This window comes from Thalassospira sp. CH_XMU1458, assembly GCF_037027205.1.
Classification (GTDB): domain Bacteria; phylum Pseudomonadota; class Alphaproteobacteria; order Rhodospirillales; family Thalassospiraceae; genus Thalassospira; species Thalassospira tepidiphila.
On record NZ_JAYMDW010000001.1, the window covers coordinates 225,147 to 249,385 of the forward strand.

The following is a 24,239-nucleotide window of genomic DNA, read 5'->3' on the forward strand; positions in this document are numbered from 1 at the left end:
CGTTTTGGGGGACGAAATGCGTCGCACGTTTGCCTTGGCTACCCTTGCCGCATCGATGGCACTTCTGACATCACATGCCGCAATGGCCCGCGATCAGATCAGGATTGTCGGATCTTCGACGATCTTTCCGCTGACCACCAAGGTCGCCGAACATTTCGCCAAAACCACCGGCGCACCCGCCCCGGTGGTTGAAAGCACCGGTTCAGGCGGCGGCTTCAAGTTGTTTTGTGGCGGCATTGGTGCAGAGTTCCCGGATATCGTTGATGCATCGCGCCCGATCACCGGGTCGGAAACCGCAATTTGCGCGGCAAATTCTGTGCGCGACATCAGCGAAATCAAGATCGGCTATGATGGCATTGTCATGCTGGGTTCCCGCGAAGCACCGGGTATGGAACTTACCGCCCGTCAGCTTTATCTCGCCCTGGCGCGGACCGTTCCCGTCAATGGTGCCAGTGTGCCAAACCCGCATGAAAAATGGTCCGATATCGATCCCAGCCTGCCGGACCTTAAAATCCGCGTTTATGGCCCGCCGCCGACTTCGGGTACGCGCGATCTGATGGGGCAGCTGTTGCTTGATCAGGGTTGTGCGACGTTTTCTGACATCGCAAGCCTCGAGGCAACCGATCCTGACAGCTTCCGCCTGTTGTGCCGGACCCTTCGTGAAGACGGGGTCTATATTGAAGCCGGAGAAAATGATCGTCTGGTGATCAGCAAGCTTGAAAAAGACCCGACGTCTTATGGCGTGATGGGCTTTAACAATCTGGAGCGCAACCGCGAACGTCTTCAAGGTGTTCCAATCAACGGCATTGAGCCGGATTATGAAACCATCCTTGATGGCAGCTATCCGGCATCGCGTGCGCTTTATCTGTACGTCAAGGATGACCATCAACAGCTGGTCCAGAGCCTGGGTGACTTTATCTCGACCTATGTTTCGGAAGCGGTGATTGGCGAAGAAGGTCTTCTGGCTGATAACGGTCTGGTGCCGCTGACCAATGAGGAACGCGCTGAAACCATGACCAGTGCCGCGAAATTCGCCGGTAACTGAACAGCTGACGGATCAACACCACTAGACGCAATTGAGCGGCCGGGCATCAGTCCGGCCGTTTTGCCATCCAGACCTGGTTGCTGGCATATTTCGGGGGATTGCCCTGGAAATCCGAAAATTCCGATATCGAAATGAAACCGGATAGCTCCAACATCAGCCGCATTTCACTGCGATGAACCCAGCGCAGATGATGCCAGCAATCCTCGCGCGTAATCACATCGCCCTGATCGTTGATTTCTTCAAACCGCCAATGTTCGCTGAACTTCTGGGTCAGGGGATCATTGGTGCGTTCCATCGCCGTGATGCGAAGCCGACTGCCCGGCTGCCCAACACCATCAGGCATCGGAAAGATCGGCAGTTCGACGTGCTCCGGGTCACCTTCTGGAAGACAATAACGCAAATCCGGATCCATCAGATCAAGGGCGATCGCCCCACCGGGTTTCAGATGGGCAAAGGCCCGTTCAAGGGCGCGACGCTGACCCTTGGCATTGGTGACTTCCTGAAGGCCGCGAAACGGGATGATCACCAGATCAAACTGCCGCCCCAGATCAAAGTCGCACATATTGCCAAGATGCCATATCAGATCAGGGTAATTGGCGCGTGCCTGACCCAGCATGGCGGGTGACAGATCAAGGCCTTCGACCGCGACACCAAGTTTGGCAATCGCGGCACTGATCCGGCCCGTGCCGCAGCCCAGTTCAAGCACGCCGTTTTGATGCGCAAGGCTGGTTGCCAGACGGGTATAAAAGGGAATGGGGTCTTCAAAAATCTTGCGATCAAGATCAGCGCGAAGATCGTAACTGGCAGTATTTAAACCGCCTTCAGGGTAGAATTCATCAGATATGGATGAATCCTTCATTCAAAATCCAGTTCCGCGTAATGGCTTGATGGTGGGAAACTTGCCTGCCGATCCGCCAGAATATCGCGCATGGCAGGGCGGCTTTTGATCCGCATGTACCAGTCCTTGGCACGTGGATGTTTTGACCAGTTGATATCGCCCATATAGTCGATCACGGACACCTGTGCGGCAGCTGCCAGATCGGCCATGGTCAGATGATCACCGGCAAGCCAGTTCCGGCGTTCAAACAACCAGCCGATATAATCCATGTGATAGGCGCCATTGGTGCGCCCGGCACGCAGGACCTTGGTATCGGGGGTGCCGGTCGAGAAGAAGCGTTTCAGGAGCTTCTCACCGAGCAGATGGTCAGTGACCTCGCGATTGAATTTGCCATCAAACCACGCGACAAGACGGCGGATTTCGGCGCGTTCCTTGGGGTCGGATCCAAACAGTTTCGGCTCGTCCTCGTACACCTCGTCGAGATACTCGCAGATGACGCTGGAATCACACAGCACCGTCCCGTCTTCTTCCTTAAGCACAGGCACTTCACCGGCCGGATTAAGCAGCAGGAAATCGTCACGCCGTTCCCATACCGGTTCAGCCGTGAGTTCGAAATCGAGCTTTTTCTCGGCCAGGACCAGACGGACCTTGCGCGAAAAAGGTGAAAGCCAAAAATGATATAACTGACGCATGAGCGTGAAGATACCCGACCAAGATGAACGTTTCGCAAAGACCCGGCATGGGGGCGCAAACATTCCATAAACCGCAACGAAGCCGGTTCGTTTCCAACCCGGAACTGCAAGATATCTCAAACCATGCAACGCGCACGAAGTAAAGACCTTCAAGTGCGCGAAAGTGCAATTTTGCTATACGTAACGCTCATGCCTGACAGAAAGCTTAAACACGCCCTGTCAGGCCCGGCTTTTTGCCAGTTCCAGCATACCATCGAGATCAAGGCAGGCTTCAAGATGATCGGCCAGTTCATCAAGGGCCGCGTCAATACTGGCCTCAAAATGCGTCATTTTATGTGCCTCGTCCGATCGCAATGCCGCCAGAAAGGCATGCCGGAAATCATCACTGCCAAACAGCCCGTGCAGATAGCACCCCAAAACCCGCCCATCACCACTGATCGCGCCATCCACCACACCATTCAGGTCAAGCCAGCTTCGCGCCCGATCCGGGCCATCGGTCCGGCCCATATGGATTTCATAGCCATCGACGGGTGTTCCGGCGGCAAGAACAGCATGATCGCCAACCGTCAGCCCGGTTGTTTTGCGCAGCGTCTTGTCGCCCGCCATAATGGTTTCAACATCGAGTAAACCGAGGCCAGCCTCGCTTCCCGGCGCGCCTTCGACCCCGTCCGGGTCATGGACCATACGGCCCAGCATCTGATACCCGCCGCAAATGCCGATCACATGGCCACCCCGCCTGTGATGGGCCAAAATATCGATATCCCAGCCCTGATCTTTGACGAACCGAAGGTCTGCCATGGTCGATTTTGACCCCGGCAGAAGCACCAGATCACAATCCGCCGGGATCACTTGCCCCGGCTTGATCACCAGCAATTCAACATCATCCTCGGCGGCCAGCGGATCAAGATCATCAAAATTGGCAATACGGGGCAGATGCGGTACCGCAATGCGCAGGACTGCGTCCCCCTCATTCCCGGCATTGCGTTGATATTTCCCGGCCTTTTCAAGCGCCACGCCATCTTCGGCAGGCAGCTTATAGGCATTCGGCCAGTATGTTGCGATACCGTAACTTTTAAGACCACAGCGCTCATGAATGATGCCGGTGGCCGGTTCAAACAGCGACACATCGCCACGAAACTTGTTGATCACATAACCCTTAAGCCAGCAGCGATCATCGTCGGACAGCAACGCATGCGTACCAACGATCGAGGCAATCACCCCGCCACGATCAATATCGCCGACCAGAATAACCGGAACGCCTATGGCCTCGGCAAAGCCCATATTGGCGATGTCGGAGGCCCGCAAATTGACCTCGGCAGGTGAGCCGGCACCTTCGATCAGGACAAGGTCGGCATCACTTGCCATGATCTCGAAGCTTTCGACCACCTTGGGCAGCAGATCACGTTTGAGGCGATAATAATCACGTGCCTTGGCGCTGGTCAGGACCTTGCCCTGCACCACGACCTGCGCCCCAATGTCGCTTTGCGGTTTGAGCAAGACCGGGTTCATATGAACTGATGTGGCAACGCCCGCCGCACGTGCCTGAAGCGCCTGCGCGCGGCCAATTTCGCCACCATCATCGGTAACGGCGGCATTGTTGGACATGTTTTGCGGTTTGAACGGACGCACCCGAAGGCCACGACGCGCATAGGCACGGCACAATCCGGCGACCAGCAAGGATTTCCCGACGTCGGAGCCGGTACCTTGCAACATCAGGGCGGGGACGGATTGCGCACTCATTCCGGTTTCAAAACTTTCTTGTAAGTGATCCGCTAAATGATCAAGGCCGGATCAGAACTCGACACCAATCTGTGCCTTGATGCCCTGTTCGCGGAACGGGTGTTTGACCATGGTCATTTCCGTGACCAGATCGGCCGCCTCGATCAAGGTATCCGGGGCATTGCGCCCGGTAAGCACGATATGCTGATCAGGCAGTTTGTTGGCGAGTGCTTCAAGCACATCTTCAAGCGGCAGGAAATCATAGCGCAGAACGATATTGATCTCATCGAGGATCACCATCGAATAGCTTGGATCACGCAGCATTTCCAATGCCTTGTTCCAGGCTTCACGGGCCAGGGCGACATCCTGTGCCCGGTTCTGGGTTTCCCAAGTGAAGCCCGCCCCCATGGCGTGAAACTCACAAAGATCGGGGAATTTTTTAAGAAGCTTTGCCTCACCAGTTTCCCAGCCCCCCTTGATGAACTGGACAACGCCGACTTTCATATCATGACCGACACAGCGCATCGCCATGCCAAAGGCCGAGGAAGACTTGCCCTTGCCTTTGCCGGTATGGACAATGATCAGGCCCTTTTTATCGATCTTCTGGGCCATCATCTTGTCGCGTGCGGCCTTGATTTTCTTCATTTTTTCATCATGCCGCGCATTGATATCGACGTCTGGCTGGCTTTTGTCGGTCATTGTTTCTTCCCTTTGAAATGCCGGCCCAGAATGCGGCGAAAGTCCTACCGGGATCAAGGGCAGTTTTGCGGAGTTTGATCAAGATCCAAGTGGGCGATCACACCCTGAAATCCATGCTGCTTCGCCGCCGGGCAAAAGGCGTTGGCATCGGCCCCTTCGTCAAGATATTCGACGGCGAAAACCGGCTTATCTTGAGAGACATAAATATCAAACTCATGCATGAAGCGAAGTCGATGGGCCGATTCCAACAGGGCGAAATCCATCTGATCAACAAGATCGGGCACAAGATCGGCAACATTTTTCTGCCCGATGGCAAGACCGCGCTTATGAGCCTCTGTGATCAGCCAGTTCACATATCGCAGCTGATCATCGCGCGTGATGTCAAAACCGGTTGGCTTACTGCTTTGGTCGGCTTCAAAGGCATCAATGTTATCAGGCTCGACCGCCAGAAACCCCTTGTCACGGCAAAGATCAAGACGGGCGCTGATCACATTGGCAAAAAGCTCAAACCGGCTGATATCAAGCCACTTTTCCCCATCCCACCCCCAATAGGGCGCACCGATCACATCACTTGGAAAAGCCTTCGCGTCATCCCGCCAATTTTCGACAGCCCCGACATTGATATAACAAATCGGATACTGCCCGGCCGCGCGCCAAGCCGCGACCTGATCGGCGGACACATCAAAAAGATCGGCCCCGACAATGCGGATGGCGTCATCGACATCAAGCGTGCCTTGAAGCTGCCAGAGAAACGGACCGTTTGGGACGGGTGTCCATTCTTTTGTGGTATCCGCCTGTGCGGTTTGCCCATGCAATAGCAGGCCGAGGAGGATGCCTGCCCACAGACAAAATGATTTGGGAATTGAGTTTTTCACGCGATGCATCTGCCCTGAAGTGTTGGGCAGTGAGTTTGCCCGCGCAAGCAAACCAAGACAATCCCGCAAACAAAAAGCGCGATCCAAATGACCGCGCCTTTTGCTCTTCTTGATCAATCAGGTCTTACCAATTGGCGCTTTGACCTGTTGTCAGGCCAAGGTCACTGGTCACCAGATCCGCCCATTTATCGGGTTCGCGCATGTCGATATTGCGCAATTCCGGGCGGCGCATCCGGGCCTTGTTAAACAATTGCAAGCGATCCCCGGGCGACATGCGGCGCAGGCGGTCCAAGGCCTTTCGCACGGCCTCGTTGCGCGCGCCGGCCGGGCTTTGGAAGCTTTTCTCGATCACCTCAAGGCGCTTTTCCAGCCAGTCACGGCTGATCGCGACCTGTTCGATCAGGGTTTTGAATTCACGCACCACCGGGAAATGATCCAGACGAAGATGGGCCACCGCAATAGCCGTGCGCCAAACCTGACGTTCGACCCCTTGCAGGTAGCGCCAGTAAATCTTCACCTTGGCATTGATTTCGAACTTGGTTTGGTCCGGACCCGGAAGGTGATGGGCAAGCTCTGTCATGCCGGCATGGAATTCATCAAACGTTACCGGCCGATGCACGCCGTTGAAACGTTCACGAACATCCAGAACTGCGCGAATGGCACCGCGCGCCGGGCGATAGCGCCCGTTGCCGTGCAAATCTGCACGCAACCATTCTGGCATGTTGAAATCAGAAAGCAGGGAGTTGACGATATCTGCATGCCTGTCATGGGCAGGCATTGGAGTTTGCAGATAATCTGGCAAACGAACGTTGGTCTTGATATCCATCGCGGCCTCCGATCTGTTCAATCAACCTGCTTCCCATGCAGGCGATCCGATAGGGGTGCCCCGTCCCTCACAACTTATTAACAGTTGGTTAATTGAGATATGGTGCGAAAACGTAACGTTTCAACTGCCCGGTTTGTTCCGACGGTAAAATTCCCGTGATTCCAATAACAAGCAACAGTTGACGCGTTAGCGTCCCAGATCGACGGAAACACTGTTGCGACGCGGCTGCCAAAGGCCGCGCTCGATCGCCTCATTCAGGCGGTCCTTGATGTCTTGCAACGCATCGGGATTGTGATCGGCGATAAATTCGCGCACCTCGGCATCGCCGAGATAGGCATCATAGACCAGATCGAAGTGATGATCGGCAACGCAGCGCGCGGTCGCGGCGAAAGCAAACAGATAATCGACTGTTGCCGCCATTTCGAACGCGCCCTTGTAGCCATGGCGCATCACACCCTTGATCCATTTGGGGTTCACGACACGCGCCCGAACGACACGGGCAATTTCCTCCTCCAGGGTGCGGATTTTCGGGCTTTCCGGGCGGGAATGATCACTGTGATAAACTGTGGGCTGTTTGCCGGACAGACTGCGCACAGCAGATGTCATTCCGCCTTCGAACTGATAATAGTCATCGGAATCCAGCAAATCATGTTCACGGTTGTCCTGATTGTGGACAATCGCATCGACCTTGGCGAGGCGGGTTTCAAACAGATCGCGTGCCGCCGTGCCCTCGGCGCCATTGCCATAAGCATAACTGCCCCAGGCAAGGTAGGCATCAGCAAGATCGTCTTCGTCTTCCCAGAGTTTTTCGTCAATCATCGCCTGCAAACCGGCCCCATAGGCCCCCGGCTTGGAGCCAAACACCCGGAAACCGGCCTGCCGCGCCGCCTGATCCGCATCCATTCCCTTAGCGCGAAGTTTCTCGGTTTCGGCCCTGATCCGCACGGCAATCGGATTGAGATCATCCGGCTCATCGGTTTGCCCGGCCACCGCCCTTACCGCACTGTCAAACAGGTCAATCAGACCGGGAAAGGCATCGCGGAAGAAGCCAGAAATACGCAGGGTGACATCAACACGCGGTCGGCCCAGAACCGATGCCGGCATAATCTCAAAGCCAGTCACCCGGCGTGACGCACTATCCCAGGTCGGGCGCACCCCCATCAGGGCCAATGCCTGTGCGATATCATCACCGCCGGTGCGCATGTTGCTGGTTCCCCAGACAGACAAACCAAGCGCGCTTGGCCATTCGCCGTGATCCTGCACATGGCGTTCCAGCAATAGCTCAGCCGATTTCCACCCCAACTGCCAGGCGGCTGGCGTCGGGACAGTACGGGTATCAACCGAATAGAAATTTCTGCCAGTTGGCAAAACATCCGGGCGGCCACGGGTCGGCGCACCGGACGGGCCAGGTTCGACGAACTTCCCGGCAAGGCCACGCAAAAGACCCTCGATCTCGGCCAGACCGCAACCAACAACGGCCGGGCGAATAGTCGTTTCGATATCAGAAATAACTTCACAGACGGCCGACCACGCCGGATCGGCCTTCACCGTTCCGTTGACCAGATCACGTGCCAAAAGCTCGATCCGTTCCACAGTATCGCCGGTGGTGCGCCATGGTCCGATATCTTCGCCGTCATAATGCGCGAGAATTTCGGGCTTGGATCCCGGCCAGAATTCGGCAAAGGCACAATCAAGCGGATCAAACGCCGGATCATCAAGGATATCCTTGGCAATCGCGCGATGCAGGGATGCCTTGGGCCCACTGTCCGACCCGCGCGGCAGGCGTGCCAATGCGACCAGAAGATCGGTCAGAAGGTCACCCTCAGGCGCCTTGCCGTAAATATGCAGACCATCACGGATCTGAAGTTCCTTGAGCTCGCACAAATAGTTATCAAGCTTGGCCAGTGCGCTTTCTTCGTCCTCGTCGGGCTCGATGCCGCAATCACGGTCAAGGCCGATGCGGATCGCCAGTTCAAGGATGTCACGTTTCAGGATCACAAGGCGACGGGGATCAACCGCGGCCGCGTCATAATATTCATCGACCAGCGCTTCGAGATCCTTAAGCGGCCCATAACTTTCCGCCCGGGTCAAAGGCGGGGTTAGATGATCAAGGATCACCGCCTGGGCGCGGCGCTTGGCCTGTGTGCCTTCGCCCGGGTCATTGACGATAAAGGGATAGAAATGCGGGGTCGGGCCAAAGACCGCCTCCGGGAAGCAATCCTCGGAAAGCGCCAGTGACTTGCCCGGCAGCCATTCCATATTGCCGTGCTTGCCAAAATGAATGATGGCATCGACGCCAAACACATGGCGCAGCCAGATATAAAAGGCGAAATAGTTGTGTGGCGGCACCAGATCGGGCGAGTGATAGCTTTCAAGCGGATCAATGTTGTAGCCACGCGCGGGCTGTAACCCGACCACCACATTGCCAAGCGGCAGGATCGATAGCGCAAAGGCATCCTGACCCGCCAGATAAAACGGATCGTTCTTCGGGTCGCCCCAGGCCTCAAACACCTGATCCCGGATGGCCGGTGGCAGCGCATCAAACGCCTTTTGATAGTCTGCACGCGGTAAAGTCACGCGAATTTTGCGACCGGCAAGGGATTTGAAATCATTGGTCGGCCCGACCTTGATCGCAGCAATCAGCGCATCGCCATCTTTTGGCAGATCACTGACCCGGTATCCTTCGCCCTGCATGGCGCGGAGTGTTTCGATCATGCCGGCCGGGGTATCAAGCCCAACGCCGTTGCCAAGGCGAGCATCCTTGTTGGGATAGTTCGCCATAACCATCGCCACCTTGCGCGCGCTGGTATCTGATTTGCGCAAGCGCACCCAATTGGCGGCAAGTTTGGCGGTAAAGGCCACGCGATCGCGCACGGGGATGTATTTCACCAGATCAATCTGGGTCAGGTCATCCTTGCCAGCCGATCCCTTGAACGACACCGCACGTGATAGGATACGGCCATCAACCTCGGGAAGCGCCACATTCATCGCAATATCGCGCGCGGCCAGACCATTGACACCGTCGCGCCAAGCGTCCTCGCCACCGCCTGACAGCACCACCTGAAAGACCGGGGCATCGACCGCGTCAAACGGACCATTTTTTCGTTCTGATCCCGGAACAGATATCGCAAAGCCGGTGGTATTCAGGATCAAATCTGCACTGGTTTCTGCCAACCAGTCCTCAACCAATGCCGCTGCCAACGGATCCTTGAGACTGGCAACAAAAATCGGCAATGGATTCAGTCTATTGGCAACCAATTCCTCAACCAGCGCGTCAATAACATCGAGGTTGGCGGCCTGCACCAGAGACCGATAGAAGACAATCGGCGTAACCGGTTGATTTGCAATCCAGTTAACCCGGATTTCATCAAGGCTTGCCTGCGCCTTGCCGGGCCAATAGCCCCCGGCCTTGACCAGGGGGGCCGCTGGTGACCAGTTCCAGTTCACGCTTGAATTTAAGTTTTCGTATATAAGACGAAGTAAATTCTCGGAATTTTGCGGTCCGCCTTCGATCAGGTAACGCCAGATATTCTGATATTCGCGCCCCTTGACGGTCGAAAGCGTCAGAAGCTCCGCATCGGGTTGATCATCACCGGGCAACAGGACCAATGGAATGTCCTTGGCACGTGAAAGCGCAACCAGTTGTTCGATGCCATAATCCCAATAACCGCGCCCGCCCAGAATGCGCACGATGATGAATTTGGCATCGCAAAGTACATCGTCGATATAAAGATCGACCGACATGTTGTGGCCAAGCTGCAGCAAACTTGCCAGACGCAGTGACGGGGTTTCGTCGCCAAATGCATCGACCAGACGCCCTTGCGCCCCTGCAAGACAGGCAAGTTCGGACTCGGCCGCAGACAGGATCACCACATCGCCGGGTTGCTGTCCAAGGTCGACGGCCTCACTGCCATCTGTGACCATTCCGGGCTGGGCTGCCAATAGATGCATCGCGGGATCCGTATCCTTATGCGTTTGGTCTTAAAACAGGCTGAAACCGGATGATTTTTAGCATCCGGTTTCAGGTGGCTTGATCAGGTTAACTTGGATCAGGCGGCTTTGATGGCGGCCTCGATCGCAGTGCGGTCCAGACCATGCAGGCCAATCACCACCAATTCCGAGCGGCGGGTTTCGCCATCCGCCCACGGACGGTCGAAATAGCGCTGAAAACGTTCACCAACCCCCTGAACCACATGGCGCATCGGTTTGCCCGGCACATCAACGAATCCTTTGATGCGCAGCACGTCAAACTGACGCACGACATCAATCAGGCGCTTCTCAAGGTTGGCCGGATCACTGATCGCATCAAGCGATACGACAAAACTGTCGAAATCATCATGATCATGTTCGTGGCCATCGTCATGATGGCTTGGGCGACTATCAAGGTCATCCTCGGCGGCAGCCCCCAGACCAAGCAGGATGGCGTTTTCAACCCGTGAATGTTCGGTCGCGATAATCTTGACTGACGGCTTTTTCAGCTCTGCACGGATATCGGCTTCGACCTTGCTGCGTTCGGCATCGGTCAGAAGGTCCGTCTTGTTGAGAACCACCATATCGGCACAGTGAAGCTGTTCTTCGAACAGTTCTTCAAGCGGGCTTTCATGATCAAGATTTTCGTCTGCTTCGCGTTGCGCCTGTACCGCGTGATGATCATGGGCAAACAGACCATCACGCAGGGCCGCGCCATCAAGAACCGCCACAACGCCATCAACGGTCACACGCGACCGGACTTCGGGCCAGTTAAACGCCTTTACCAACGGTTTTGGCAGGGCAAGACCAGATGTTTCGATCACGATATGATCAGGCGGCGTTTCACGGTCAATCAGGCCCTGGATGGTAGGCAGGAAGTCATCAGCCACGGTACAGCAGATGCAACCATTGGCCAGTTCAACAACGTCATCTTCTTCGCAGCCTTCAATGCCACAGCCATTGATGATGCCTCGATCCACACCCAGATCGCCAAATTCATTGATGATCAGCGCGATGCGTTTGCCATTGGCATTTTCCAGCATATTGCGGATCATGGTTGTCTTGCCAGCGCCCAGAAAACCGGTAATGACGGTTGCCGGGATTTTGCCCAATTGTGCCATTTCTGAAATCCTTAAAATTCAATAATTTATGTTGTTATTTGACCGACATCGGAATGCCGGCCACCACAAGGGTGACCTTGTCTGCAATCTCTGCAATGCGTTGATGCAGGCGTCCGGCATGATCGCGAAAGGCCCGCGCCATCGCATTTTCCGGCACGATGCCAAAACCAACCTCGTTTGAGACAAAAAGCACCGGCACGACAAGGGTTGGCACCAGATCACAAAGAGCTGCGATCTCGGCATCAATGTCGCGGTCTTCAAGCATCAGATTGGTCAGCCACAAGGTCAGACAATCAACAAGAACAGGCTTGCCGCCTGTGACATTACAGGTCTGCAGCGCCGAACAAAGTTCGACCGGTTCCTCGAGTGTCTGCCAAAGATCGCCGCGTGATTTTTTGTGAAGATCTATGCGGTTGGCCATTTCGTCATCCCAGGCACGCCCGGTTGCGATATATGTGCCACCGCCCGCCTGATTAATGATGTTTTCGGCAAACCGGCTTTTGCCGGATCGCGCCCCGCCAAGGATCAGATGCGTCCCGCCAGAGGGGCCGTCAGGGGGTAAAGTCTGGGTCATCCCGTTTCTTCCTCGCCATGGCCTCCCACCGAGGCCCGATTGCGTCGTCACCTTCCTTCGAATAGTGACACCTTCGGCAGGTTTCCTGGCTGCGGGCATGAAAGCGATCCGCCTTCCCGGTTTCCCGGTGGCTGGTCTGGCGCGTTGGCACCGACCCGGATCTCCCAACCCGATACAGTTGCGGGGGCAGCATCGGCCTTGCACCGATTTCCCATCACCGAACGATGCGCCGAACCTAGCAGGTTTGCCAAAAATGCCAAAGGTCATTCTCGGCACTTAACCCTTCGTTACCACCCCACCCTAATCGGAAGGTCAGTATTTGTAAGAATTGTCTGCTTGAGAGGTCATACCATTTCAGCCAACATCAAGCCGTTGCGCTGGAACTAGGGTCAGGACCTATTAATTTGATTTGAATGGCAGACGTTATATTTGCGAAATCCAAGGAAAAGCCCGCCGGGCGGGTTGGTATCCCGCACAAGGGATTTGACGCTGGAGTTTGCAAATATAACGTCTGTCCTTCGGATTAATCGGATTTGCACGGACTACTTTGTCGTAAAACCTTGAAAGATAAATATCTTCCTGCAGTTTTACTCCGCGTATCCGCGCAAATCTGTTTAACCATTCAAACCAAATTAATAGGTCCTGACCCTAAAGACGGAACAATCCGCAATCTGGCGAAAACCCGGGAAGTAGACTCATCACCCGGATGGCTGCAGGAAATACTGCAACCGAAACTCTTGGGGTAATCTGGATTTTTCAAGACCAATGGCAATACGTTCTCACCTATCCAAAATCCGACAGATGAACGCGCCAACCTGGACCACATCGTCTCGCAAGGACATGTGGCTGGGATTGCTGGACCGTCTGAACAGTCCTGATCGGTCATTTCAGGATTTTCTTGAACAGCGCGCAGCCGATGGCGAGATCACTCTGGCACGCCGCGATGTGCGTGACATCTTTGCCGAGGATGCCTCAAAGGGTGTAATCGCAACCATCATCTGGTCCCATGAACGTGGCATTCGCGTCAATGCGCTTTCGTTGCTTGTGCGCGATATGCCAACCCTAGTGACCCTGATGTCGATCTCGGATTTCGGACAGGACGAGTTGAACGAGCTGCTTTCCCAGCCGGGCATTTCCGTTCCGACTGCCAGCAAGATGTTGTCTGCCTGCGGCAAGACTTATTGCGGAATGCCGGCTGCCATCATTGATGACACCATCATCCAGGTGATTGAAAACGCATCCTTTGCCAGTGATTTCCCGAATGTCGCCAAATTGCGAAGCAAATCACGCAGCCGCCCGGTGCCCTATTATCAGGCCTATCTGCGCGATGTTTTCGACATCTGCGAAAAACATGATCTGAATCCGGATATGGTTGACCGCTATCTGGCAGAACACGCGCTTGATGACATGGCATCCGATATCGAGCTGGCCTCTGCCTGACGGAACATGCCTTAAGCTCCTTAAAAGCGCTGATTGACAGCGGTCACGCGCCAGCCCGGTTCGTCGACACCGTCGATATATTCAAGCGTGGTCAGACCCAACGTGTCGATATGAAATGCCAATGCGGTTTCAAGGGATAAACCCAGTGCATTGGCAAGCATGGCACGCACTGTGCCGCCATGAACGACAGCGACAATGTCGCGCCCGGCCCAATCCGCACTCAATCGGCCAAAGACGGGTCCGACACGGGCAACCACATCGGCAAAGCTTTCACCCTTTGGGGGGTGTTGGCGGGCAAAGTCGGTCCAGAACCGTGTTGTTTCCCCCTTGGGCAAATCATTCCAGTTCTGCAATTCCCAATCACCAAAATGCTGTTCGGCAAAGCCGCTTTCAGCCTGCGGCGCTATGTCTTTATCCATGAACGCCTGCAGACTGCGCGCCGTATCATGCGTACGTGACAGATGGCTGGTTACCCAGACGGCATCACCCGGCAGTTGCCCGGCAAGGGCAGCCAGTGCCTTTTCATCGGAAAGGTCGGCAGGCATGTCACTTTGGCCATAGACCAGCCGTTTCGGATTTTGGACGGGCGCGTGACGCACCAGCCACCAGCGGGTTATTTTCAAACTGCTCACGGCATTCCTTCTTGTTGCTGTGCTGGTTGATCAAAGGGCGGCAATAAAGGCGATACCAACAAACAGTTCGGTCACGATCTGGGTTGCCCCCAGGACATCCCCTGTCTGGCCACCGATCTGCCATTTCGCGACCGCCGCAACAATACCCACCGCCAAAAGTCCACCCATTAGAATGGCCATCGTCGCAAACAGACCCGATAAAACAAGCGACAGGATCAAAGCAAGGCCAACACCCAAACCGACCATCATCAAATTTGGCGTTCCGGCCCCCTTGCCCAAACCATCGGCGCGCGCCGGAGGCAGGATATGCATCACGACTGGCATTGCCGCCCGTGATGTTATTGCCATCACCAGAAACAGGATCGCTGCCTGCCCGGCATCGCCCGCCGCAGAAAGTAAAATCAGACGCAGGCCAAAACACAGGATCAGGGCAACAACGCCATATGTACCGATCTGGCTGTCGCGCATGATTTCAAGCTTGCGCGCATGCTCAAACCCGCCGCCAAACCCGTCGGCACAATCTGCGATGCCATCTTCATGCATTGATCCGGTCAACAAAACCATGCCTGCCAAGGCAACAATCGCAAAAATCAGGATATTGGCTGTCAGGGAATAGACCAGCATCGCCGGTAGCATGGCAAAACCAGCCAGCAACAAACCGACCAACGGCCAAGACCAGACCGATCTTGCAATCACCTCAGCGCGGAAATCCTCGATACCCTTGACCGGAACACGGCTAAGTAACGCCAGGGCGCGCCAGAAATCGGAAATAGGCGAAACCTCGACGGGGGCATCTGTCGCTGTGTCTGGGCCGGGTTTGTCAGATGAATCCGAGCTTTGCATATTTGTTTCGTTTTGGTTATGATCTTTGGATAGCATAAATTTCCGATTTTCAAACTGGCAATCTGTTGCGCACAGGCCTAGTTTGGCCCGACTTCCTGAACCGCCTTACAAAATTGGTTTCCGAGCCTAATCCTTACCACCCCGGAAGCCAAGCGGAACACTAGTTAGGCACCTTTGTCGCCAGCCGGAGACCAAAATGTTCAACCCGAAACATCCGCCCCAAAATCTTGAGGAAATTCGTGCGCTTCTCGCCGAACTTCCCGAAGTCGATCAGGAAGCGCAGGCCGCCGTGGCCCAGCGCGAACCAACATTGACCAAGCCTGCCGGATCGCTTGGACGACTTGAGGATTTCAGCCTTTGGCTGGCAGGATGGCAAGCAACATCACGCCCACGCATGTCGCGGCCGCGCGTTACAGTTTTTGCCGGCAGTCACGGTGTCGTTGCGCAGGGCGTTTCGGCCTTCCCGGCCAGCGTGAACCAGCAGATGGTGGAAAACTTCATCAATGGCGGGGCTGCGATCAACCAGATTTGCAAGTCTGTCGATGCCGAACTCCGCGTCATGGAGGTCGCCCTTGAAATCCCGACCAACGACTTTTCCCATGAACCTGCGATGGACGATGAAGGCTGTGCCGAGGCGATGGCCTTTGGCATGAGTGCGATTGAAAAGGGACTGGATCTTTTTGTTCCCGGTGAAATGGGCATTGGCAACACCACATCGGCGGCGGCAATTTCCCATGCACTTTATGGCGGGAATGCTGCGGACTGGACCGGCCGGGGAACAGGGATCGATGACACTACCCTTGACCGCAAGACGCGCGTCGTAGGTGATGCCATCATCCTGCATAAAAACCAGATGCATGATGGATTGGATGTTCTGCGCTGTGTTGGCGGACGCGAAATTGCTGCTATGGCCGGTGCCATCATTGCAGCGCGCTTTGCACGGGTTCCGATATTGCTTGATGGTTATGTATCCTGTGCGGCGGCCGCTGTTCTGGCTGCGATGCGTGCCGATGCACTCGATCATTGTCTGGTCGGGCATGTATCGGCAGAACCGGGACATGCGCGGCTGATTGAGAAACTGGGCAAGGAAGCACTGATCAATTTCGGCATGCGCCTTGGAGAAGGATCGGGTGCGGCACTTGCCATCCCGCTTTTACGCGCAGCCGCAGAATGCCACACTGGCATGGCGACCTTTGAAAAAGCCGGAATTGATGGCAAGGAAGAGGCCTGATTCCCAGCCTTACAAGTGAGCCCACCCAATAGCGTCAGCAATCTGGCGCTATTTTTTCGTCCGTTCGTTCATCAGGTGCTCGACATGGCGGCCCTGGAACATGGTGATATTGATTGAATGACCAAACTTGATGGCGCGTTCGTCATCACAACGGCACAAAATAACGCGGGTATCGCCGGACTCTGCCACAGCGGCGCGCATGGCTTCACGATGCTCTTCATCCATGTTTTCCATTTCCGGATCCCAGAGCATCTTGATCATATCAACGCCAAGCTTGTTACGGTTGATATAGGGAAGCGACAGATAGCTGATGCCATCGATACAGATGCGATAACCGCGATCACGACAGAAGTCGCGCGCGAAGAAGAATGCCCCAAGGTCTGCAAAGATATCGATCTTCTGAAGCTCAAGAACGATTGTCCCGCGCTGCCCAGCCTTGACGTTACTATCAAACGTCAGGAAGTCCGGTGACAACAATGTCGAGACGTTCAAATTGATGCTGACAGAGCCGGTCACCGATGCGTCATTTGATCGGGTCAGAAGCGACAACATGCGCCGATCCAGAATTTCGGTCAGATGCTGAAACAGCCAACGGTTCGAGAGAACATTGACATCTGGCAGCAGCGTATCCTGCAAATCCTTGATCGAGATGAACAATTCATGGAAAACCGGCGTCGGGTTCGCATCACCCACCACGGCACAAATGGCCTGTCGACGCATCAGGTTGGACAGATCCGCACGCCGCAGCGACTCATCAATGCGCCCCAATATCTTCGGGGTCAGCGGCGCGCGATCATCGCTGAGTTCGGGATGGTCATTGTGGCGCTCGGCTGCCTTGCTGACGATTTTGGGTCGATTGGCGTTGGCGCGGACCAACAACTGTGTCAGATGCAGGAATTCTTTGTATTGCTGCCCGACATCGAAATAGTCGGTAAAGGTCGCGGGCGCGCCGCTTTCATCCTTGCCATCACTGATCAGCGGATCGTCGTTGAACAGGAACTTCAGCCGGAAAATGACAGCATTCACCTCGTCCATCTCTGCGGCATCAAAGATGAAAATCAGATCCTGGTTGGACAGGGTGAAAATACGCCCGGTGACTTCCGGTACGATCTCTTCAAACGCCGTAATCGCCGTACGGATGTGATGGTCACGGCGGTTAAATGGCAGCAATTTGGAAAAATGCACATGAATCGCACCAACGCCGTCCTTGCGCCGCTCAAGGCGCCGCACATAGTCAACGAGGAAGGCTTCGGGCGATGGAAGTGAACTATCAGACATAAATGCAATGACCAGAGAATTGTTTCGACGGAATCACAGCCGCTAATCTGCCCGAACCACGATAACGCCGGTGCATTAACAGGTTATGTATTTAGCATTCATGCATGTTGAAACCAAACCCGAATATCGGGGAATTTCAGACATGTCTAAGAAAAGATAAGTCATAGCTTTCCACCATCCAAGCTGCTAGTTTCAGCCCGTTTTGATATCAGAGTAACAAGGTCAGAGACGATATGTGGCGACGCAAGCGCGTTTTGGTAACCGGTGGCGCAGGTTTTCTTGGTTCTCATTTGTGCGAACGCCTGCTTGAAGAAGGCAATGACGTTCTGTGCGTCGACAATTTTTTCACCGGCACCAAGGACAACATTGTCCATCTTCTCGATAAACCGCATTTCGAGCTGATGCGCCACGATGTTACCTTCCCGCTCTATCTCGAAGTCGACGAGATTTACAACCTTGCGTGCCCGGCTTCGCCGATCCATTACCAGCACGATCCGGTCCAGACGACCAAAACCAGTGTGCATGGTGCGATCAACATGCTGGGTCTCGCCAAGCGCGTTGGCGCCAAGATTTTCCAGGCCTCGACCAGCGAAGTTTATGGCGATCCTGAAGTCCATCCGCAGACCGAAGATTACCGCGGCAATGTCAATCCGATCGGCCCGCGCGCCTGTTATGACGAAGGCAAGCGCTGTGCTGAAACGCTGTTCTTTGATTACCACCGCCAACACGGCCTGGATATCAAGGTTGCCCGTATCTTCAACACCTATGGCCCGCGCATGCACCCGCAGGACGGCCGCGTGGTATCGAACTTCATCATTCAGGCGCTGCATGGCGAAGACATCACCATTTATGGCGACGGCCAGCAAACCCGATCCTTCTGCTTCTATACTGACCTTATCGAGGGCTTTGTCCGTCTGATGGCAACCGACAAAACGGTTACCGGACCGATGAACCTTGGCAACCCATATGAGATCACCATTCGTGAGTTGGCAGAGCGCGTCATTGAGATGACCGGCGCCAAATCAAAGCTGATCTTCAAAGACCTTCCGGCCGATGATCCGCTGCAGCGCAAGCCCGACATTACCTTTGCGCGAAACACACTTGATGGCTGGGAACCGAATGTAAGCCTTGAAGATGGCCTCGGTTCGACAATTGAGTATTTCCGCAATCTGATTGCGAAACACGGCTAATACGACGACTTCTTTTGGATTTGGACGCGTGATGGATATCAAAGCCTTTTTCGATGCCGAGTTTGACGAGCATCTTGATCTGGTCAACAAGACCCGTGAGGCCACCCGCGATGCCTTTATCGAACTGGTCGAGATTTGCACCGACGCCCTAAATGACGGCAACAAGCTGCTGTTTTTCGGCAATGGCGGGTCGGCCGCGGACGCGCAGCATATCGCAACCGAATTCACGGTTCGCTACATCAATGATCGTCGGGCGCTTCCGGCGATTGCGCTGACCACTGACAGCTCGGCCTTGACCGCGATCGGCAACGATTTCGGGTTTGATCACCTGTTTTCACGCCAGATCGAGGCGCTTGGCAATCCGGATGACGTTGCGATTGGCATCTCAACATCCGGCAGCAGCAAGAACGTAAATCTCGGTCTGGCCAAGGCCAAGGAAATGGGCCTGATTGCGACCGGCTGGACTGGCAAGACCGGTGGTGACATGGTTGATCTGTGTGATCCACTGATGATCGTGCCGAGCAACACCACAGCCCGCATCCAGGAAATGCATATCCAAATTGGCCAGATGCTGGTCGGTGCGCTTGAACATACGCTCGGCCTGACGAAGAAATAACCGGCGGCCCAGAAAATCCGCCTGAATACTCTGACAGCATAAAGAATTGCGACCATGACCGATCTTAGCCATCTGGCCCGACAGGTTGAACAACTGATCGATGCCAAAGTCCTTTGCATTGGCGATGTCATGCTTGACCGGTTTGTCTATGGTTCGGTCACCCGCATCTCGCCAGAGGCGCCTATCCCCGTCATCCGGGTTGAGCGCGAAAGCGCCATGCTTGGGGGTGCCGGTAACGTCACGCGCAACGCAACAGCCCTGGGCGCATCGGTTCAGTTCCTGTCGCTTGTTGGCGATGATCTGCCCGGCCGCGAAGTTATGGAATATGTCGCCGCTGACAAGGGTGTTGAGCCCTATATCCAGACCGAGCGCAACCGTCCGACAACGATCAAAACCCGCTATATCGCGGGCGGGCAGCAATTGTTGCGATCTGACAATGAAACCACCAGCGCCATTGCACCAGCATCGATTAGCAATCTTTCGACACTCGCAGGTCAGCTGGCAGGGGATGTTGCAGCGATCATTCTGTCTGACTATGGCAAGGGTGTCTTGCATGCCGATGTCGTTGCAGCCGCGATCAAGGCCGCACGCGCAGCCGGAAAACCCGTCATCGTCGATCCAAAGGGCAATGATTACAGCATCTATCGTGGTGCCACGGTGGTGACGCCGAACCGCGCAGAGGCCGAAGCGGCAACCGGCATTGCCATAAACAGCGACGAAGATGCCATCGCCGCCGCGGCCAAGATCATTACCGAATGCGGGGTCGAGAATGTCCTGCTTACCCGCAGTCAGGATGGCATGACGCTTGTCACCAAGGATGGCGAGGCTTTGCATCTGCCAACCGAAGCCCGCGAAGTATTCGACGTTTCGGGTGCCGGAGATACGGTTGTCGCCTGCCTCGCATCCGCCGTTGCAGCGGGATCCAGCTTGGCTGACGCGGCACGCATTGCCAATGTTGCCGCCGGGATCGTGGTTGGCAAGATCGGGACTGCGGTTGTTTATCCGGACGAGCTGATTTCCACCCTGCATCATCATGATTTGATGATCGGTGAAGCCAAACTGATGCCGCTTGACCGCATGGTCGATCGCGCAGAACGCTGGCGGCGCAAGGGATACACGGTCGGTTTCACCAATGGTTGTTTTGATCTGTTGCATCCAGGCCACCTCAGCCTGCTCAAACAGGCACGGGCAAATTGTGACCGGCTTATTGTCGGACTGAATTCCGATGCATCTGTCAAACGCCTTAAGGGCGAAGCCCGCCCGGTCCAGTCCGAGGCCGCACGTGCAGCCGTGTTAGGGTCGCTTGAAACCGTTAGTGGCGTGGTGATTTTTGGCGAAGACACCCCGATTGAACTGATCAAGGCGATCAAACCGGACATTCTGGTCAAGGGGGCGGATTACACCATCGACAAGGTAGTCGGGGCCGAAATCGTCCATGGCTATGGCGGCAAGGTGGTTCTGGCCAACCTTGAAGATGGCTTTTCCACCACATCGACCATCGCACGGATGAACAAGGGCAACCACTAAGCGTCTGAATTAAAGCGGACTTTCTTTTTCCGGCCAAGGCGCAATCACCAGATCCGGCCATGTCTTTTGCCAACGCCCAACCTTGACCTCATAGACCTCTTTGACCGGTAAAACCGCGTTCGGGATCACCCGACCTTCCATGACAGCAGCAAGGCCAAACGGCCCATAAATGCGATAGGCATCTATTCCGCTTTTGCCCGCATCCTTGCGCACGCCAATGGCAGTTGTCTGGTAGGCAAAGCGATCAATGCCATCACTGGCAGCAGTCACAGTACCGTAAGGTACACCGAATTTTTCCAGATACCAGATCGGTACACGCGCCTGATTGCGGATTTCAACGGAAACCGGGATATCAGCAAACAGTTCAGCACCTTGGACAATAACTTGATCTTCCGCCTGCCATGACGTATCGGGATCGAAATAAAAAAGATCATAGTCGGCAATATCGGAACCCGGGGCGCGATTGGCCTTGATGTTCCAGATCGTCTGCGCAAGGCATCCGGCGGTCAGCCACCAGTCTTTAATCCCGAATGCTGAAAACCGGTTGAGAATGATTTGGTTGGTGCGGTTTTGCAGGACAAGTTCAAGAAATTCGCGGCCCAACGGAATATCATTGGCACGCTGCCCGGCACTCATAGCCCGACCCAAAGAACTTTAAGAACAATCGGCCATGCCGCATTGATCAGGCATGAGGTCGTGAAAAGTCTCAGCGCGCGGTCGATATCAACAGCGGTCAGATCGGAACGACCGTTGCCAATATAAGGATCATCAACCATTTCACTGCCATACTGGCGCGGCCCGGCAAGGGCGATTTCAAGCGCGCCAGCGAAGGCTGCTTCCTGCCAACCGGCATTGGGCGATTTGTGCTTTTTCGCATCCGACACCATGGTCTGCCAGGCAGCTTTGCCACTTGTTTTCTTACCGATTACGGCGGCAAGGCAAATCACACCGCCAGCAATCCGTGCGGGGATAAAGTTCGCCACATCGTCAAGTCGCGCGGCGAACCTGCCGAAATAAAGATAGCGTTCGTTGCGATGACCAATCATCGAATCAAGTGTGTTGATCGCCTTGTAGGCACAAATGCCAATCGGCCCGCCAACTACATACCAGAACAGTGGGGCGACCACCCCGTCAGAAAAGTTTTCAGCACAGCTTTCGATGGCTGCCCGGCTGACGCCTGCTTCATCAAGCGTTTCGGGGTTGCGCCCGACGATCATCGAAACTGCCTTGCGGCCACCAGCGATGCCCTCTTTCTTAAGCGCGTTTGAAACGGCCTTTACGTGTTGATAAAGGCCTTTTTGAGCAATCAGAACCGCCACCAAAAGGACTTCGGGCGCTCTGAAAACGTCGCCAAGTGATGAGACAAACTGCACAGCACCACCGAAAGCCGCGGCGACCACAATCACCATCAGACTGGTCATAGCACCGCGCAAAAGGCGGTCCGGGTTACTGCGATCTGTGCGGTTCAGGCGCTTTTCGAACCACGCAATCAGATTGCCAATCCACACCACCGGGTGCCCGATCCGGCTAAACAGCCACGGGAAGTCACCAAACACCGCATCCAGCAGCAGTGCCAGCACCAGCATTGAAAAAAGCGGCCCGAAAAACGCAGGTTCCGGGATCAGAAAATCGGTGAATGTCGGTTCCATCGCGGCAATGTGCGCGGTGATCGCCAACCCGTCAATCAGAATGACATGGTGAATGCGCGAACCAAATTGATACCGCACAATTTGCCATCGGGTTTTCGCTTTGATAAAGAAATTTCATACGAATTTATATTTTATCATAACTTATGTTGGTCAATCCTGTTTGCCCGGCAGTGCGTAACGCAAAACACCGCAACCTGATCACCCGCCAGAACCGAAGGACAGAGCCCGCCCACAACATATTCGATACCAGACCATAACCGGCCCACAATAAGTAGTATTTTCATCACCCAAGCCCCTTGTGCACCCTGTTGGCGTAGCTGCCGCTTGCATTCCGCAAGCCAATCGGTGAAAACGGGGGTGGCATCGGGTACCGCATGGCAACAATGTCATGTGAAGAACACCATCAAAGAGAGACAAAGGAGCAGCCTTTTATGTCCCCCAAAGGCGCAGTAATGATTTGCGGTCATGGTTCGCGCGACGAACGCGCGGTTTCACAGTTCAACGCCATGGTTGAAGCTATGAAACAGACCCATCTGGCCGACTACGATGTCGAAAGCGGCTTTCTCGAATTTGCCCACCCGATCCTGCGTGATGGTTTTGAAAAGCTCAAAGCCATGGGCCACAAGAAAATCTACGCCCTTCCAGGTATGCTGTTTGCCGCCGGTCACGTCAAAAACGACCTGCCGAGCGAAGTGAACAATTTCGCCCATGAAAATCCCGATATCGAAGTGCTTTTCGGCCGCGATCTTGCCATTGATCCCAAGCTTCTGATGGCGGCAAAGGAACGTATCGAAGAAGCCCTTGCAGGGGCTGATGACAGCGTAGATCGCAAAGACACCCTGTTGATGGTAGTCGGGCGCGGCACCAATGACCCGGACGCCAATTCCAATGTCTATAAGGTTGCCCGTATGCTTCAGGAAGGCATGGGCTTTGGCCGTACCGAAATCAGCTATTCCGGTGTTGCGCATCCGCGCGTCAATGCGGGCCTGCGCGAAGCGATGAAACTGGGATACAAGCGCGTTGTCGTTTTCCCGTACTTCCTGTTTGCCGGCATTTTGATTGACCGCATCTATAGCCATACCGACGAAGTCGCGGCGGAATTTGGTGATGTCGAGTTTATCAAGGCAGGCTACCTCAAGGACCACCCGATGGTTCTTGAAAGCTTTGCCGAACGTCTGACCGAGATTGATAACGGCGACAACAACATGAACTGCCAGCTGTGCAAGTATCGTGAGCAGATCATCGGTTATGAAGGCGATGTCGGAACCCCACAGGTCGGACACCATCACCATGTGATGGGCATTGGCACCGATGGACACAGCCATGATCATGGCCATCACCACCATGGTCACGGCCACGGGCATCACCACAACCATGATCACGGTCATAGCCATGGCCACAGCCATGATCACGGGCACAGCCATTCCCATGATCACGACGACGCGAAGAAATCGACCGGTTCCTGACCGGTCGAC

The 24,239-nt window shown here is 54.9% G+C and carries 21 protein-coding genes and 1 riboswitch; of the genes, 7 read left to right on the forward strand and 14 right to left on the reverse strand.

Annotation, left to right across the window (positions count from 1 at the left end):
- Window positions 1-16: 16 nt before the first annotated feature.
- Complete coding sequence (locus tag WBY09_RS01020; protein WP_286791346.1) at window positions 17-1,045, forward strand: substrate-binding domain-containing protein; 1,029 nt, start codon at window positions 17-19, stop codon at window positions 1,043-1,045.
- A gap of 46 nt (window positions 1,046-1,091) precedes the next feature.
- On the opposite strand, the gene WBY09_RS01025 is transcribed toward WBY09_RS01020, so the two are convergent.
- From WBY09_RS01025 to cobU, 9 genes are all read right to left on the reverse strand, one after another.
- Window positions 1,092-1,904 carry a class I SAM-dependent methyltransferase gene (locus WBY09_RS01025; protein ID WP_197146408.1) on the reverse strand — a complete coding sequence of 271 codons (813 nt, stop codon included), beginning with the start codon at window positions 1,902-1,904 and terminating at the stop codon, window positions 1,092-1,094.
- A complete protein-coding gene (locus tag WBY09_RS01030; RefSeq protein WP_063086819.1) occupies window positions 1,901-2,575 on the reverse strand; it encodes a glutathione S-transferase family protein in 675 nt (224 codons plus the stop codon). Before WBY09_RS01030 ends, WBY09_RS01025 begins: the two co-directional genes overlap by 4 nt.
- A 219-nt stretch (window positions 2,576-2,794) precedes the next feature.
- On the reverse strand, window positions 2,795-4,315 hold the full coding sequence (locus tag WBY09_RS01035) for a cobyric acid synthase (RefSeq protein WP_197146407.1): 1,521 nt from the start codon (window positions 4,313-4,315) through the stop codon (window positions 2,795-2,797).
- A 51-nt stretch (window positions 4,316-4,366) separates the two neighbouring features.
- A complete protein-coding gene (gene cobO / locus WBY09_RS01040) occupies window positions 4,367-4,993 on the reverse strand; it encodes a cob(I)yrinic acid a,c-diamide adenosyltransferase (protein ID WP_008888919.1) in 627 nt (208 codons plus the stop codon).
- Between the two features lie 53 nt (window positions 4,994-5,046).
- Complete coding sequence (locus tag WBY09_RS01045) at window positions 5,047-5,868, reverse strand: endo alpha-1,4 polygalactosaminidase (protein ID WP_252724019.1); 822 nt, start codon at window positions 5,866-5,868, stop codon at window positions 5,047-5,049.
- Window positions 5,869-5,992: 124 nt separating this feature from the next.
- Complete coding sequence (locus WBY09_RS01050; RefSeq protein ID WP_197146406.1) at window positions 5,993-6,694, reverse strand: hypothetical protein; 702 nt, start codon at window positions 6,692-6,694, stop codon at window positions 5,993-5,995.
- 186 nt (window positions 6,695-6,880) lie between these two features.
- Window positions 6,881-10,645: a cobaltochelatase subunit CobN gene (cobN, locus tag WBY09_RS01055; protein ID WP_336231819.1), complete on the reverse strand. Its 3,765-nt coding sequence runs from the start codon at window positions 10,643-10,645 to the stop codon at window positions 6,881-6,883.
- Between the two features lie 98 nt (window positions 10,646-10,743).
- Window positions 10,744-11,784, reverse strand: a complete 1,041-nt coding sequence (gene cobW, locus WBY09_RS01060) for a cobalamin biosynthesis protein CobW (protein ID WP_197146404.1) — start codon at window positions 11,782-11,784, stop codon at window positions 10,744-10,746.
- A gap of 34 nt (window positions 11,785-11,818) precedes the next feature.
- A complete protein-coding gene (cobU, locus tag WBY09_RS01065; RefSeq protein ID WP_197146403.1) occupies window positions 11,819-12,358 on the reverse strand; it encodes a bifunctional adenosylcobinamide kinase/adenosylcobinamide-phosphate guanylyltransferase in 540 nt (179 codons plus the stop codon).
- Window positions 12,359-12,416: 58 nt separating this feature from the next.
- Window positions 12,417-12,607: riboswitch (cobalamin riboswitch) on the reverse strand.
- A gap of 552 nt (window positions 12,608-13,159) precedes the next feature.
- On the opposite strand from cobU, the gene WBY09_RS01070 reads away from it, so the two are divergent.
- Entirely contained in the window at window positions 13,160-13,798 is a 639-nt protein-coding gene (locus WBY09_RS01070; RefSeq protein WP_197146402.1) for a hypothetical protein, read from the forward strand.
- Between the two features lie 20 nt (window positions 13,799-13,818).
- Here WBY09_RS01070 and WBY09_RS01075 read toward each other — a convergent pair whose 3' ends face one another.
- Together WBY09_RS01075 and cobS are read right to left on the reverse strand one after the other, a co-directional pair.
- Window positions 13,819-14,430, reverse strand: coding sequence for a histidine phosphatase family protein (locus tag WBY09_RS01075; protein ID WP_252724018.1), 612 nt, complete (start codon window positions 14,428-14,430; stop codon window positions 13,819-13,821).
- A gap of 30 nt (window positions 14,431-14,460) precedes the next feature.
- Window positions 14,461-15,273: an adenosylcobinamide-GDP ribazoletransferase gene (gene cobS / locus WBY09_RS01080; protein ID WP_252724017.1), complete on the reverse strand. Its 813-nt coding sequence runs from the start codon at window positions 15,271-15,273 to the stop codon at window positions 14,461-14,463.
- A gap of 196 nt (window positions 15,274-15,469) precedes the next feature.
- On the opposite strand from cobS, the gene cobT reads away from it, so the two are divergent.
- Window positions 15,470-16,504 (forward strand): nicotinate-nucleotide--dimethylbenzimidazole phosphoribosyltransferase, encoded by a 1,035-nt coding sequence (gene cobT, locus WBY09_RS01085; protein ID WP_197146400.1) that lies wholly within the window; start codon window positions 15,470-15,472, stop codon window positions 16,502-16,504.
- A 48-nt stretch (window positions 16,505-16,552) separates the two neighbouring features.
- Here the strand turns inward: cobT and WBY09_RS01090 are convergent, their stop codons facing one another.
- Window positions 16,553-17,782 (reverse strand): hypothetical protein, encoded by a 1,230-nt coding sequence (locus tag WBY09_RS01090; RefSeq protein ID WP_008888909.1) that lies wholly within the window; start codon window positions 17,780-17,782, stop codon window positions 16,553-16,555.
- A gap of 233 nt (window positions 17,783-18,015) precedes the next feature.
- Between WBY09_RS01090 and WBY09_RS01095 the strand changes: the two genes are divergently transcribed.
- From WBY09_RS01095 to rfaE1, 3 genes are read left to right on the forward strand one after another with little or no spacing between them, the layout of a single operon-like run.
- Window positions 18,016-18,972, forward strand: coding sequence for a UDP-glucuronic acid decarboxylase family protein (locus WBY09_RS01095; protein WP_197146399.1), 957 nt, complete (start codon window positions 18,016-18,018; stop codon window positions 18,970-18,972).
- 31 nt (window positions 18,973-19,003) lie between these two features.
- Entirely contained in the window at window positions 19,004-19,588 is a 585-nt protein-coding gene (locus tag WBY09_RS01100; RefSeq protein WP_197147761.1) for a D-sedoheptulose 7-phosphate isomerase, read from the forward strand.
- A gap of 54 nt (window positions 19,589-19,642) precedes the next feature.
- Entirely contained in the window at window positions 19,643-21,115 is a 1,473-nt protein-coding gene (rfaE1, locus tag WBY09_RS01105; protein ID WP_197146398.1) for a D-glycero-beta-D-manno-heptose-7-phosphate kinase, read from the forward strand.
- Between the two features lie 9 nt (window positions 21,116-21,124).
- Here the strand turns inward: rfaE1 and WBY09_RS01110 are convergent, their stop codons facing one another.
- Window positions 21,125-21,751, reverse strand: a complete 627-nt coding sequence (locus WBY09_RS01110) for a nucleotidyltransferase family protein (protein ID WP_197146397.1) — start codon at window positions 21,749-21,751, stop codon at window positions 21,125-21,127.
- The gene (gene cbiB / locus WBY09_RS01115) at window positions 21,748-22,842 is read right to left on the reverse strand and encodes an adenosylcobinamide-phosphate synthase CbiB (RefSeq protein WP_245227759.1); all 1,095 of its coding nucleotides are present in this window, start codon (window positions 22,840-22,842) and stop codon (window positions 21,748-21,750) included. Before cbiB ends, WBY09_RS01110 begins: the two co-directional genes overlap by 4 nt.
- Window positions 22,843-23,195: 353 nt before the next feature.
- Between cbiB and WBY09_RS01120 the strand changes: the two genes are divergently transcribed.
- A complete protein-coding gene (locus WBY09_RS01120; protein ID WP_197146396.1) occupies window positions 23,196-24,230 on the forward strand; it encodes a sirohydrochlorin chelatase in 1,035 nt (344 codons plus the stop codon).
- The last annotated feature ends 9 nt before the right edge of the window (window positions 24,231-24,239 follow it).